The sequence below is a fragment of the Pseudocitrobacter sp. CD920760 genome (genome assembly GCF_057782505.1).
Window position 1 is genome coordinate 4,750,558 of the sequence record NZ_CM173490.1, and the last position, 13,932, is coordinate 4,764,489.

At 57.7% G+C, this 13,932-nt stretch carries 15 protein-coding genes; 3 read left to right on the forward strand and 12 right to left on the reverse strand.

The features are described 5' to 3' along the window. Positions 1–75: 75 nt before the first annotated feature. The gene (locus AC1MKH_RS22435) at positions 76–294 is read left to right on the forward strand and encodes a protein SlyX (RefSeq protein WP_276219314.1); all 219 of its coding nucleotides are present in this window, start codon (positions 76–78) and stop codon (positions 292–294) included. A gap of 78 nt (positions 295–372) precedes the next feature. On the opposite strand, the gene slyD is transcribed toward AC1MKH_RS22435, so the two are convergent. The 4 genes from slyD to kefG form a co-directional block, all read right to left on the reverse strand. After that, positions 373–957: a peptidylprolyl isomerase gene (gene slyD / locus AC1MKH_RS22440; protein ID WP_015962727.1), complete on the reverse strand. Its 585-nt coding sequence runs from the start codon at positions 955–957 to the stop codon at positions 373–375. Between the two features lie 94 nt (positions 958–1,051). Next, a complete protein-coding gene (locus AC1MKH_RS22445) occupies positions 1,052–1,252 on the reverse strand; it encodes a YheV family putative zinc ribbon protein (protein WP_015962726.1) in 201 nt (66 codons plus the stop codon). A gap of 10 nt (positions 1,253–1,262) precedes the next feature. Further along, positions 1,263–3,068: a glutathione-regulated potassium-efflux system protein KefB gene (gene kefB, locus AC1MKH_RS22450; RefSeq protein ID WP_276218651.1), complete on the reverse strand. Its 1,806-nt coding sequence runs from the start codon at positions 3,066–3,068 to the stop codon at positions 1,263–1,265. Then, positions 3,068–3,619: a glutathione-regulated potassium-efflux system ancillary protein KefG gene (gene kefG, locus AC1MKH_RS22455; protein ID WP_015962724.1), complete on the reverse strand. Its 552-nt coding sequence runs from the start codon at positions 3,617–3,619 to the stop codon at positions 3,068–3,070. Before kefG ends, kefB begins: the two co-directional genes overlap by 1 nt. Positions 3,620–3,778: 159 nt before the next feature. Between kefG and AC1MKH_RS22460 the strand changes: the two genes are divergently transcribed. Then, positions 3,779–5,683 (forward strand): ABC transporter ATP-binding protein, encoded by a 1,905-nt coding sequence (locus tag AC1MKH_RS22460; RefSeq protein WP_276218653.1) that lies wholly within the window; start codon positions 3,779–3,781, stop codon positions 5,681–5,683. Between the two features lie 12 nt (positions 5,684–5,695). Continuing rightward, positions 5,696–6,628 (forward strand): LysR family transcriptional regulator, encoded by a 933-nt coding sequence (locus tag AC1MKH_RS22465; RefSeq protein ID WP_276218655.1) that lies wholly within the window; start codon positions 5,696–5,698, stop codon positions 6,626–6,628. Positions 6,629–6,736: 108 nt separating this feature from the next. Here the strand turns inward: AC1MKH_RS22465 and mdcH are convergent, their stop codons facing one another. From mdcH to mdcA, 8 genes are all read right to left on the reverse strand, one after another. Next, positions 6,737–7,630 (reverse strand): malonate decarboxylase subunit epsilon, encoded by an 894-nt coding sequence (gene mdcH, locus AC1MKH_RS22470; RefSeq protein ID WP_276218657.1) that lies wholly within the window; start codon positions 7,628–7,630, stop codon positions 6,737–6,739. Then, entirely contained in the window at positions 7,630–8,247 is a 618-nt protein-coding gene (locus AC1MKH_RS22475) for a malonate decarboxylase holo-ACP synthase (protein WP_276218659.1), read from the reverse strand. Before AC1MKH_RS22475 ends, mdcH begins: the two co-directional genes overlap by 1 nt. A gap of 3 nt (positions 8,248–8,250) precedes the next feature. Next, positions 8,251–9,210, reverse strand: coding sequence for an AEC family transporter (locus tag AC1MKH_RS22480; protein ID WP_276218661.1), 960 nt, complete (start codon positions 9,208–9,210; stop codon positions 8,251–8,253). 120 nt (positions 9,211–9,330) lie between these two features. After that, positions 9,331–10,131, reverse strand: coding sequence for a biotin-independent malonate decarboxylase subunit gamma (gene mdcE / locus AC1MKH_RS22485; protein WP_041686160.1), 801 nt, complete (start codon positions 10,129–10,131; stop codon positions 9,331–9,333). Then, complete coding sequence (locus AC1MKH_RS22490) at positions 10,131–10,964, reverse strand: biotin-independent malonate decarboxylase subunit beta (protein ID WP_276218663.1); 834 nt, start codon at positions 10,962–10,964, stop codon at positions 10,131–10,133. Before AC1MKH_RS22490 ends, mdcE begins: the two co-directional genes overlap by 1 nt. Then, a complete protein-coding gene (gene mdcC / locus AC1MKH_RS22495; protein ID WP_276218665.1) occupies positions 10,957–11,256 on the reverse strand; it encodes a malonate decarboxylase acyl carrier protein in 300 nt (99 codons plus the stop codon). Before mdcC ends, AC1MKH_RS22490 begins: the two co-directional genes overlap by 8 nt. Before the next feature lie 9 nt (positions 11,257–11,265). Continuing rightward, entirely contained in the window at positions 11,266–12,132 is an 867-nt protein-coding gene (locus tag AC1MKH_RS22500; RefSeq protein WP_276218667.1) for a triphosphoribosyl-dephospho-CoA synthase, read from the reverse strand. After that, a complete protein-coding gene (gene mdcA / locus AC1MKH_RS22505; protein WP_108476626.1) occupies positions 12,132–13,787 on the reverse strand; it encodes a malonate decarboxylase subunit alpha in 1,656 nt (551 codons plus the stop codon). The genes AC1MKH_RS22500 and mdcA overlap by 1 nt, the downstream gene beginning before the upstream one ends. Positions 13,788–13,932 lie beyond the last annotated feature (145 nt).

A 13,932-nucleotide genomic window follows, 5' to 3' on the forward strand; every position in this document is an offset into this window, starting at 1 on the left:
TGCGTGGGGGCCGAAAGTTAAGTAGAATCCGCGGCACCGGGAAGCACGCCGGAACTCACAGCTAAGAGGTTAATGATGCAAGAAATGAGTATTGAAGCGCGGATGGAAGAACTTGAAAGCCGCCTGGCGTTTCAGGAGATCACCATTGAAGATCTTAACCAAACGGTCACCGCACATGAGTTAGAAATGGCCAAACTGCGTGATCATCTCCGTCTGCTGACGGAAAAACTGAAAGCCAGTCAACCGTCTAATGTCGCGTCCCAGTCAGAAGAGACGCCACCGCCTCATTATTGAGACGTAAAAAAAGCGGGATTATTCCCGCTTTTTTGTTGCCGGATAGCGGCGCAAGCCCCTTGTCCGGCGAAGGCTAAATTAATGGCAACCGCAACCGCCGTTACCACAACCGCCTTTACCGTGTTCGTGACCATGGTCGTGACCGTGGCCGCCGCAGCAACCATCGTGGTCATGATCGTGATCGTGGTCGTGACCGTTCGCACCGTGAACGTGGCCATGAGCCAGTTCTTCTTCGGTTGCTTCACGGATAGCCACAACTTCCACGTTAAATTTCAGATTCTGACCCGCCAGCATGTGGTTACCATCAACCACAACGTGATCGTCTTCGACTTCGGTGATTTCAACCGGAACCGGGCCCTGGTCAGTTTCTGCCAGGAAGCGCATGCCAACCTGCAGTTCGTCAACGCCCATGAACACGTCTTTAGGAACGCGCTGCACCAGGTTTTCGTCATACTGACCGTAAGCGTCGTTCGCGCCCACAGCCACATCGAATTTATCGCCAACTTCGTGACCATCCAGCGCTGTTTCCAGGCCAGAGATCAGGGAACCGTGACCATGCAGGTAGTCCAGCGGCGCACTTACCGGAGACTCATCAACCAACACACCGTCTTCTGTACGTACCTGATAGGCCAGGCTGACCACCAGGTCTTTTGCTACTTTCATGATATCTCCTGAGCAAGGGAAGAATAGTGGCGCAGATTGTAGCGGAATTCTGCACTCGTGTACCCCTTAGCTTAAAAAAAGGCGAGCGATAACGCTAGTCGGGATGAAAAATGCCAATCACTTGCTCATCTTTGCGAACGTGATCGCGGGCTTCTTTATCCGCTTCCCGCATCTGATGACCACACTTAACGCATTCAACAATATCAACATTATTTTCGCGCCACATGGCCATGGAATCCTGCGCCTGACACGCCGGGCATTTCGCGCCCGCGATAAACCGTTTACGTACCGCCATACTTCACCTTTTATTCAAATTCATCCCAGCCATCCAGCTGACGTCGCTCCTGTTGCATCTCGCGCTGGAAGATCTCTTCCAGCTCGCGCCGCGCTTCCCGCACGCGCGAAATCTGTTGGGTATCACTGTGCACAGGCATCAGCTCGCGCAGCATCCGCATATCGAGACGACGGAAGTGCAGTTGCGCCCGCTGTGCCTGATGAGGATGCATTCCCGTAGAAATAAGCGCCTTACGCCCCAGTTCCAGCGCGCTGGAAAAGGTCTCACGGGAAAACTGTAACACGCCTGCCTGCAGCAGTTCGTGCGCTTCCACACGTCCCCGGGCACGCGCCATAATATTGAGGTGCGGAAAGTGCTGTTGGCAGATTTCCACCAGCTTCATGGTGTCTTCCGGATCGTTACAGGTGATGACAATCGACTGCGCCTGCTCCGCCCCGGCGGAACGCAGCAACTCAACCTGCGTCGCATCGCCGTAGTAAACCTTATAACCATATTTACGCATCAGGTTTACCGCGCTGATATCCCGCTCCAGCACGGTAATACGCAGCTTGTTCGCCATCAGCAAGCGGCCAATCACCTGACCAAAACGGCCAAAACCAACCACAATCACCTGCGGCTTATCGTCTTCCACCCACGGTGCTTCCTCTTCCTCTTCCGGGCCGTTAAAGCGGCGCGACAGCACGCGGTCGATTGCTTTCATCAGCAGCGGCGTGGTCATCATCGACAGGGTTACGGTCACCAGCAGCAGCGCCATCTGGTCGCCTTTAAAGAGCTTCACGCTCGATGCGGCGGAAAAGAGTACAAACGCAAACTCACCGCCCTGGCTGAGCACGCCAGCGAACTGCATCCGCTCGGAACTACGCAGGCCATGCATCCGCGCCAGCACGTACAGCACCAGCGTTTTCACCGCCACCAGCACCACCACGCTGCCCACCACCCACAGAATATGGGTGTAGAGCACGCCAAGATTCAGCGCCATGCCGACGGAAATAAAGAACAGCCCCAGCAACAGCCCCTTAAAGGGCTCGATAGCCGTTTCCAGTTCGTGACGGTATTCACTTTCCGCCAGCAGCACCCCGGCGATAAATGTCCCGAGCGCCATTGAAAGCCCCAGCGCATCCATAAACAGCGCGGAACCCAACACCAGCAGCAGCGTCGCCGCCGTAAACACCTCGCGCACGCCGGAGGCAGCGATAAAACGGAACACCGGACGCAGCAGGTAGCGCCCGCCAATCAACACGCCACCAAATACCAGCACCTTCATGCCGACAGCCATCCAGTCAACGTGATCGTCGCCAGACCCCGCCAGCAGCGGCACCAGCGCTAACGCGGGGATGACAGCTAAATCCTGAAACAGTAGTACCGAAAAGCCAAGCTGCCCCGATTCGCTGCGGTTCATGCCCTTCTCGCGCATTAATTGCAGCGCCATCGCCGTCGATGACATCGCCAGGCCAATCCCGCCAATTACCGCCGTCTGCCAGGAAAAATCGGTCAGCATCAGCAGGCCGCCGAGAATAAGCGCGCTGAAAATAACCTGTGCCGCGCCGATACCGAAAATAGGTCGCCGCAGTTGCCAGAGTTTGGCCGGATTCAGTTCAAGCCCAATGATGAACATCAGAAAGACGACGCCCAGCTCAGAAAAATGAAGTATCTCATCAACGTCGCTGATAAATCCCAGCCCCCACGGGCCGATAGCAATCCCCGCCAGCAGGTAACCCAGCACCGCGCCAATGCCTAAACGAGCGGCAAGCGGCACCGCCACTACGGCGGCAAACAGAAACAGCACGCCGGCCAGTAACAAATCGGAACCTTCCATCAGCGGCCTCCCGGCGCAATCGGCGAGGCCAGCCACTCACCGTACGCTTTCGCGTGGCTCGCCAGCTCTTCCGGCGATTGACGGCGCGCCCAGTAGATAATCATCGGGTTCATCCAGTGCATGCGGCACATCGCCGCCGTCAGCTCAAAGGGACGTAAAATATCGCTCATGGGATAGCGGTTCAGCGCGTCATAACGGTAAGCACTTTCTGGCTCGCCAGTGGTAATGACGCTACGCCAGTACTTTCCCGCCAGTTGGTTGCCCCCCACCCCGCTGGCAAAACCACGGCTTAACACGCGATCCAGCCACTCTTTCAGCAATGCCGGGCAACTGTAGGTATAAAGCGGATGTTGAAACACAATCACCTCGTGCTCGCGCAGCAGCGCCTGTTCACGCGGGATATCAATAAAAAAATCAGGATAGTTTGCGTACAAGTCATGCACGGTCACGTTGCTCAGCTGCGTGGCAGGCTTGAGCAAAACCCGGTTCGCCACCGAGTCCTGTGATTCCGGATGGGCATACAGCAGCAATACTTTCGGCGTCTGCGACATCATTCCCCTCCGTTTATCATTTCCGGGCGCACGCGCAGCAGGAATGATTTTGTGTATCGTCATCATTTTGGGCTACCATTGCGGCCCGGTGTGGCGATTCGCTCACCACATTACATTATCACAATGACAATTTAACATACCCAGAACATACGGCGCCTTATGATTGTTTTCTCCTCGTTACAAATTCGACGCGGCGTGCGCGTCCTGCTGGACAACGCAACAGCCACCATTAACCCAGGGCAGAAAGTCGGCCTGGTGGGGAAAAACGGCTGCGGCAAATCCACGCTGCTGGCGTTATTGAAGAACGAGTTAAGCGCCGATGGCGGTAGCTTTACCTTCCCCGGCAACTGGCAACTGGCCTGGGTGAATCAGGAAACGCCAGCCCTGGCGGAGCCTGCGCTGGAGTATGTTATCGACGGCGATCGCGAATATCGCCAGCTTGAAGCGCAACTGAACGCAGCCAACGAACGCAATGACGGCCACGCCATCGCCACCGTTCATGGCAAACTGGACGCCATCGACGCGTGGACTATCCGCTCGCGTGCCTCCAGCCTGCTGCACGGTTTGGGCTTCAGTAACGAGCAGCTTGAACGTTCGGTGAGCGATTTCTCCGGTGGCTGGCGGATGCGTTTAAACCTGGCGCAGGCGCTGATTTGCCGCTCCGATTTACTGCTGCTTGATGAACCGACCAACCACCTCGATCTCGACGCGGTTATCTGGCTGGAAAAATGGCTGAAGAGCTATCAGGGCACGCTGATCCTGATTTCGCACGACCGCGACTTCCTCGATCCGATCGTTGATAAAATTATTCATATCGAACAGCAGGCGATGTTCGAGTACACCGGCAACTACAGCTCTTTCGAACGTCAGCGCGCGACGCGTCTGGCCCAGCAGCAGGCGACCTACGAAAGCCAGCAGCAGCGCGTGGCGCACCTGCAAAGCTTTATCGACCGCTTTAAAGCCAAAGCCAGCAAAGCCAAACAGGCGCAGAGCCGCGTGAAGATGCTGGAACGTATGGAGCTTATCGCCCCGGCGCACGTCGATAACCCGTTCCACTTCAGCTTCCGCGCGCCGGAAAGCCTGCCAAGCCCGCTCCTCAAAATGGAGAAAGTCAGCGCAGGCTACGGTGAGCGCATTATTCTCGACTCGATTAAACTGAATCTGGTACCCGGCTCGCGCATCGGCCTGCTGGGGCGCAACGGCGCAGGTAAATCGACGCTGATTAAAATGCTGGCCGGGGAACTCAACCCGATAAGCGGCGAGATTGGCCTGGCCAAAGGCATCAAGCTCGGCTACTTCGCTCAGCATCAGCTGGAGTTCCTGCGTGCCGATGAGTCACCCATTCAGCATCTCGCGCGCTTAGCGCCGCAGGAATTAGAACAGAAGCTGCGTGACTACCTCGGCGGTTTCGGTTTCCAGGGCGATAAAGTCAGCGAGCCAACCGGGCGTTTCTCCGGCGGTGAAAAAGCGCGTCTGGTGCTGGCGTTAATCGTCTGGCAGCGCCCGAACCTGCTGCTGCTCGATGAACCGACCAACCACCTTGACCTCGACATGCGTCAGGCGCTGACCGAAGCGCTCATTGAGTTTGAAGGCGCGCTGGTTGTCGTCTCGCACGACCGTCATCTGCTGCGCTCCACCACCGATGACCTCTATCTGGTTCACGATGGCAAAGTTGAACCGTTCGATGGCGATCTGGAGGATTATCAAAAGTGGCTGAGCGATTCGCAGAAACAGGAAGCGCAGGCGGACGACGCCCCGAGAGATAACGTCAACAGCGCTCAGGCGCGTAAAGATCAGAAGCGTCGTGAAGCAGAATTACGCACGCTCACGCAGCCGCTGCGCAAAGAGATTGCCCGTCTGGAAAAAGAGATGGAGAAGCTCAATGCGAAGCTCGCCAGCGCGGAAGAAAAACTGGGCGACAGCGAACTTTACGATCAGAGCCGCAAAGCGGAATTGACCGAATGCCTGCAACAGCAGGCGCAGGCAAAAGCGGGGCTGGAAGACGCAGAGATGGCCTGGCTGGATGCGCAGGAACAACTGGAAGCCATGCTGCAAAGCGAATAAAGGCGATACACCATGAACCCGGTAACGACTAACGACATCACGTTCCGTAAGCTGGCAATCTTCATGACCTTTATGGAGAAGGGCAACATCGCCCGTACCGCCGAGGCGCTGGAACTCAGCGGCGTGAGCGTGCATCGCGCGCTGCACACGCTGGAAGAGAATGTCCGTTGTCCGCTGTTCATCCATAAAGGCCGCAACCTGGTGGCACTTCCGGCGGCCTGGACGCTGCTGGAGTATTGTCAGGAAGTCACTCAACTGATGGCGCGCGGTCTGGAAGAAGCGCGTAAAACGGCGGGTGTCGGTCAGGGGCGTCTGCGCGTCGGCACGCTCTATTCATTGACGCTGGAAACCGTACCGCGTCTGATTATGGGTATGAAGCTGCGGCGTCCGGATCTGGAGCTTGACCTCACCATGGGCTCCAACGATACCCTGCTGCATATGCTGGAAGACGGCACGCTGGACGCGATCATCATCTCTATTTCTGAGAGCGACATCGACCGCAACAACATGGAAGTGCTGCCACTGTTCCACGACGACATCTTCCTCGCCGCGCCTGCGTCAGCCGCGCTGAATACCGACTCCCTTGCCGACCTGCGCGATTATCGTGACCAGAAATTTGTCTCGCTGGCGGAAGGGTTTGCCACCTACGCGGGGTTTCAGGAAGCGTTTCACATCGCCGGGTTTGAACCAGAGATCGTGACAAGGGTGAATGATATTTTCTCGATGCTGAGCTTAGTGCAGGCAGGCGTGGGTTTTACCCTGATGCCAGGGCGGATGAAGAAGGTGTATGAAAGTTCGGTGCAGTTGCTGAAGCTGTCGCAGCCGTACCAGATGCAGCAGCTCATCGCGATTGTGTTCAGCCGCAACCGCGAGCAGGACCCGAACCTCCGCGCGCTCGCCGCCGAAGGACGTATGTACGCGCGGAGCCTGGAAGAGAACGCCTGAGCCGTCGCCGGATGGCGGCTACGCCTTATCCGGCCTACCAATCCCTTCAACCATAGGCTCTCTCCCCATAACCTCGTAGGCCCGGTAAGCGCAGCGCCACCGGGCAACTCACCGCAGCCGCTGCGCCAGATGCACCGCAACATCCACGCCGCTACGCTCCAGCGAAATCGACTCGCCTTCCCACGCCGCCTGACGCGTTAAACAGGTCAAAATGCCGCCCGGCGGCATCTCAATCGCCAGCCGCGCTTCGCGTTCGTTGGCGGAAATCACCGCCTCCTGCCAGCGCACAGTGCGCGCCATATTCATCGCTAAATCATCGGCGATGCGTTCCGGTTGCCACAACACGCGCCCGGTACTGCCGCTCAGATACGCATAACGCGGACGCGTCAGCGTCACGCCGTTAAATGCCTGCACCAGCTTCTGCGCCGGTTGCGCCAGCAGTTCACAGTGCGACGGTACACTCACCGCCAGTCTCGGCGCTTTCGTCGCGCCTTTCTCCATCGCGCGTTTTGCCACGATGGCCATGCCGTCGTCCGGCCCGGCAATCACCGTCTGGGTTTCCGCATTCAGATTGGCGATGTACGTTCCCGTACCTTCCAGCAGCGGCTCAACCTGGTTCAGGGTGAGCCCCATAATCGCCGTTAACCCGTAACCGTGCGGATACGCCTGCTCCATCAGATCGCCACGCAGCGCCACCAGCTTCAGCGCATCGCGGAAATCGAGCGCCCCTGCCACCACGGCGGCAGGATACGCGCCAATCGACAAACCGCTGACGATATCCGGCGGCACACCTCGCCGCTCCAGTTCCCGCGCCCAGGCAACCCCCGCAATCAGCAGCGACAACTGCACCGCGCGCGTGTGTTTCAGCGCTTCTGGCGTATCCAGCGTCAGTGCCTCGTCGCCCAGCACCTCGCGGGCCTGCGTCAGTTCATCACCGGGCAGGTTTTGCAGCATGTCGGGGTGTTGCGTGCCCTGACCGGGAAAGGTAAACAGAATTTTCATTATTCCTCCCTGCTCCAGGGGGAGCGAACCAGTCGCGGCCCCTGGCTGGTTTTTAGCAACGCTTTGCCATCGCGCAGCCACTCCGCCAGCGCAAACGCGCCTTCCGGCGTTTCCACCTGGGTATCAGCGCGACACAGCGCGCCCGTCAGTTGCTGCTGCCAGCGTTGCAGTGCCTCGCGCGTTAACGGTTCAGGCGCGCGGATCAACAAATCCAGATCGCTTTCAGCGTGGATCACCGGGATCCCCGTTGCCAGCGCATAACCGGTGCTGCCGGTGACGCCCCACGTCCACGGCCAGCGTTGCTGGGCCAGCATTAACGCCAGTTGAACGGGAGGCTGTGAGACAAACGGAGAACGGAGTAATTCGAGGGGATTGACCAGCGATTCAGGCGAGCACACGCGAACCACAGCATCCGGGTTCGCCCAGCCAGCCGCACGCTGGTCGCGCTTCATTCCGCGCACCCCAACCGGGATGCGCCCCTGCGCATCGACATCACGCCGCACCACCACCGGCAGACCGGTATGCCAGATACCGTCTACCCAATCTTCTGTTACCGATTCCAGCGCATCGCGGGAATTGAGCCAGATAAGGTCATGTGGGCGTAATGTCGTGGTCATAACTTAGATTCCTGAAGTCAGCGAGATAAACAGCGGCAGCGACAGGATACACAGAACCGAGCTCAGCAGCAGCACCGCTTCCGCATCTGGCGATTGCACGCCGAAACGGTTACCGAATACCACGCCGAAGAAACCGGCAGAGAGCGCAATCATCAGAATAGCGGTGATGGCGACAGAACCATGCAGGCCAAACGCCAGTACGATACCCCATGCGATAAACGGCTGAATCAGCAGTTTGGCGATAGTCGCGCTGATAACCATGGTGTTGATTTGCAGTTTACGCGCAGAGAGGATCACCCCGGTCAGGAACAGTGCCGCAGCGGTTGCCGACAGGCCCAGCGGTTTAATCGACGCCAGCAGCATTTCCGGCATTTTGATGCCAATCGCCGAGAGGATCACCCCCAGCAGCGGGCCCATGACGATCGGTTTTTTCAGTGAACGCCACATAAGCACCGGCAGCATTGAGAGCGAGCTGCCGCTGTTGCCGCCTTCGGCACGCGCTTTTTCACGTTCCAGAATCAGCAGGCAGAACGGCGTCATCAGTACAGAACCACAGGCAATAGAGACCGCAACAGAAAGCGAGGTCGCTGGGGTTTCACCCAGCACGCTGCCCAGAATCGGCAGGCCAAGCGCGGCATAGTTCGGCAGTGCGACGGTCAGCGTCAGCACGGCGGCATCCTGCGGCGATTTATTGAAGACTTTTACGGCCAGGAAGTAGATAGCCGCATAGATAATCCACATCGCCAGCGTCAGTACCACAATCAGCGGCGACTGAGCGACAATCCCGGCCCATGGAGTTTGTACGGTTGCGCTGAACAGCGCGGCAGGCAGTGCGAAATCCATGACAAAAATATTAAGCAGGGAAACATTCTTGTTATCGACCATTTTGGCCTTACCTGCCCAGAATCCCAGTAGCATGATCACGAAAATCGGTGCCAGGGCATGAATAATTACGTAAGTCATAAATCACCTGTAGTTAAAAAGAAAAGTCACTGACGCGATGGTTATTATTTTCAGAGTGCAGACTCCCGGTGGGCGCAGCAGCTGTGCCCACCGGGTTGACTCTGGCAGGTCTCTTTTTACTTACCAGCTGGCGCGCATACGTTCGCGTACGAGCGCCGAACTGCGGCGGTTGTCAGAACCCAGGCGATTTTTCAGCGAGGTATCCTGACGAGCGTCTTTGATGGCCTGTTGCAGTGTGCTATTCACCTGCGTCAGATCGTTATCGGTTGGGGCATCCGGGTTGCTGATATCCAGCAGTTTCGCCAGCAGGCCAAGCGTGGCGTAGTTGCTGATGTCATACGCCATCGGCGGAATGGTCGCCGCCAGTTTTTCCAGTGCTTCAACGGTACGCAGGGTGATACGCGCGGCAGACTCTTTGCCCATCGCGTGGATCAACACGCCGGAATCGTTGAAGGCAATCAGTTGGTTGGCCTGATAACCGTGCGCCAGAAACGCGCCGGACATCGCTTTACCGACAATCAAACCAATCACCGGGTGACCAGCCAGACGCGCATTGGCATACGCCCCGGCAGCACCGGCCAGCGCCTGGTGAATACCGAACGCTTCTTCACGACGGCCATAGGCCTGGCTCGGTACATCAATCACTGCGATGATCGGGCGTTTAACCGCTTTATCGGCATCGGCAGCGACGGTTTCGCTCACCACTTTCGCCAGCGTCCAGCCTTCGAGCAGGCCCACTTCGCCTTTCGCCGCGCGCGGGAAATGGTTATTGGCATCGGGAACAACAGCCACAAAACGCACCGCTTCCCCGTTAATTTCGCCATCAGCCGCCTGGACTGACGGGCAAAGACCTTGTACGCGTTGTGCGTTCGGGGCCAGTTTTTCCAGCCACAATGCCCCACGGCTTACTGAGTTACTCATCATTTCACCTCCCGGGCAAAAAGCGCTTTAATCTGTTCAGAATCAGCCTGTTTGCGGGTATCGAAATTCGTCAGGCGATCCAGATACCAGTCGTAGTTATCGGTGCGATGTTTCGCCGGTACGCCTTTGGCAATCGCGTCGTTCATCGCCGCTTTCACCGCGTTAACGCCGTCACCCACCAGCGCATCGACCAGACCGCTTTGATAACGCACTTCGCCACCGGTCATGCTCCAGATAAACGGACGGTCGCGGGAGTCATATTCGGCAATCCCGGCTTCCTGTTCGATAACCTGCGGGCCGTTCAGGCCGAGACGCGCTTCGCGGGTGACAATCAGATAGCTGCACAGCGCGGCCGCGATAGACATCCCGCCGAAGCAACCAACGGTACCGGCGACAATCCCGACCACCGGGGTATAACGGCGCAGATCAACAATCGCGGCATGGATATCGGCAATCGCCGCCAGGCCGAGGTTGGCTTCCTGTAAGCGCACACCGCCGGTTTCGAGGCAAAGTACAGCCTGTGTCGGGATACCGTTACGGTTATCTTCCGCCGCCAGTTCAAGCGCCGCCGCCATTTTCGCGCCGGAAACTTCGCCCATGCTGCCACCCTGGAACGCGCCCTCAATCGCCACCACTACGGCAGGTTGACCGTTGATGGTGCCTTTGGCGACAACCATGCCGTCATCGGCCTGCGGCACGATGCCCTGCGGCCCAAGCCACGGTGAAACAATGCCTTCAAACGGGTCCAGCAGTTCGCGATAGCTGCCGTCATCCAGCAGCGCGTGCGCACGCTGACGTGCTTTTAATTCGATAAAACTGCGGTCATCACGCATAGCTCACCTCCTCAAAGACCTGTTCGATACGAATGCGAGCCACGCCCGGGGTTGCACCAAAATCGTGGATCACCAGCTTGCCGGAAGGCAGTTCGCTCACAAGGCTCAGGCGGTTAAACAGCGCTTCCCAGCGGGCGCGGCTGTTGTCCACCGAGGTGGTGATATCAATCGTCAGGGTTTTCTCCTGGTCGGCGGTGAATAACACCTCCATATCCCCGGAGCCCACAACGCCTGCCAGTGCTTTGCCGCTTACAGTGCGGCTGGCAGGCAAAGAGATCGTAATGTGTTCCATAACATCCTCTTAATTCGGTAAATAAGGCGCGGAAGACGCGTCAATACGGTCGAGAAACAGCGTGGCGGCCAGCAGGTCGGCAGCGCCGCCCGGTGAAGCGTTGAGCGCCAGCATTTGCGCATCCAGCGTTGCCAGCGCCTCGCGCCCTTCAGGCTGTGCGGTTCCGCCAGCAAGCAGGACCGCGCGCGCGCCGTTTTGCATGGTTTCAAGACCGTGCATTCCGCTGCGCGAAAGCACGCAGGTGTCGCTAAGCGAGGTCATGATCGCCATCAGTGCATCCAGCCTGGCGTGCGTTTCGCTGCTGCCGTTGAAGCGGCTTAAACGAAGCTGCGGCAATGCACGCTGCATCACATGCGGGAAAGCCTGTTGAGCTTCTTCCCTCGCGCCCGGCACACGGTAGCGGTGCGTGGCGCGAAGCCCTTTGCTGAACACTTTCGGTGCAACGGCATCCGGCAACATCGCCAGTTTCGCCGCCGTGGTGCTAATGGCTTTCGCCGTACCGGCACCGCCGAGCATCGCCACCGCGCTGACCAGCAGGCCCAGCGCCCAAATCGCGCCACGGTGGGTATTCACGCCGTCAGTGGCGGCCATCATCTGTTGCTCGCCTTCGCGTCCCAGTCGCCCAATGGTTTGTCTGAGCGCAACATCCGCCGGACGCTGCCAGCTTTGCTGCGCCAGGGCATGAAACGTTGGGGTCAGGCTGTGGGCGGAACGCTCCATCAGCGCCAGCGTCAGGTCGTGATGCGCCCCGCTGCCCCGGCTGTCCACCAGACCGGGTTTCGGGCTTAAACGTGCTTCGTCGACAAGACATTGCGTGGCGGTTCGCGCCAGCCATTCGGCACCGCCTTCAACCTGAATCTGTGGCAGAAGTTTCATTACCAGCTCCGGAATTTCGCAGGTGGGTTGTACAAACCACCGGACCATTCCACCAGGTCGGACACGCTGCTGGCAGCCAGCAGGGAACGGGTGGCGTCGGTACGGCGAATGCCCATATCTTCCGGATAAACCACTTTGCCGCTCTTACGCAGCTCAGCAACGCGTTTGGCGTCTACGCCGAGGCCAATATCGGTAATACCAGCAACGGCGGCGACCATCGCGCGACGTTCTTCCAGGCTTTCCGCACGGTAGAGGTAAGCGATACCTTCTTCGGTCAGCACGTGAGTCACGTCATCGCCGTAAATCATGACTGGCGCCAGCGGCATCCCGGAGGATTTCGCCACTTCAACAGCATCCAGCGTTTCGACGAAGGTGGGTTTCACGCCGGCCTGGAAGGTTTCCACCATCTGGACGACGAGTTTTTTACCGCGCTGCATCGGGTCTGGTTCAGTGATCATGTTCAGCCAGGCAGGCGTAGCATGACGACGACCGTGTGGGTCATGACCCATGTTTGGCGCACCACCGAAACCGGAGAGACGACCACGGGTTACGGTCGAGGAGTTAGCGAGGCCATCAACCTGTAACGTTGAACCGATAAACATATCCACCGCGTACTGACCTGCTAACTGACAGAACGCGCGATTAGAACGCATTGAACCGTCGGCACCGGTAAAGAACACATCAGGACGGGCGCGGATGTACTCTTCCATCCCCAGTTCGCCACCGAAGCAGTGCACGCTTTCCACCCAACCACTCTCAATCGCCGGGATCAGCGTCGGATGCGGGTTAAGCGTCCAGTGTTTACAGATTTTGCCTTTCAGGCCGAGCTGTTCGCCGTAGGTTGGCAGCAGCAGTTCAATTGCGGCGGTGTTAAATCCGATACCGTGATTGAGTGACTGCACCTGATGCTCTGCGTAGATGCCTTTAATCGCCATCATCGCCATCAGGATGTGTTCTTGTTTAATCAGACGCGGGTCGCGGGTAAACAGCGGTTCGATAAAGAACGGTTTGTCCGCAACGACCACGAAATCAATCCACGAGCCGGGAATATCCACGCGCGGCAGGTCGCATTCATCGTCCACCAGTTCGTTCACCTGAGCGATGACGATACCGTCGTGGAAGGCGGCTGCTTCAACCAGTGCTGGCGTATCTTCAGTACTGGCGCCGGTGTAAAGGTTGCCTTTGCTGTCGGCTTTAAAACCGGCAATCAGCGCCACGTTCGGGGCCAGGTCAACATAGAGGCGGGAGTAGAGTTCGATGTAGGTGTGAATCGCCCCGATTTCCAGCAAGCCATCTTCCAGCAGTTGCGAAATACGCAGGCTCTGCGTACCGGAGAAAGAGAAGTCCAGCTTGTGGGCGATGCCTTTCTCGAAAATGTCGAGGTGTTCACTGCGACCGACGCTTGGCATGATCATATGCAGGTCGTGAACAATCTGCGGGTTCACTTCAGCAAGGGAACGAGACAGGAAATCTGCCTGTTTTTGGTTATTCCCTTCTAATACCACTCTGTCGCCCGGGGCGATCAGTTTTTCCAGCATTGCGACAAGGTCTGCCGTCGGTAGCACCTTGCCCTGCACCGGTACAGACGCCAGGCGGCGCTGTTTCTCAGTGCGTCGCGTGTTCCATACCCGTGCGGGTGTTTGCCCAGATAACATTATTAACCTCCTGATTCAGCGAATCATTTTGATTTGCTTAACACTAAGAAGAGTCTGAACCCTGGTGAGAAAGTCATCAATTAAGCTTAGGAAGGAATCATTAGCTTGAGAGTAATAATCACATTAAAAATTTGTGACGCAGGTC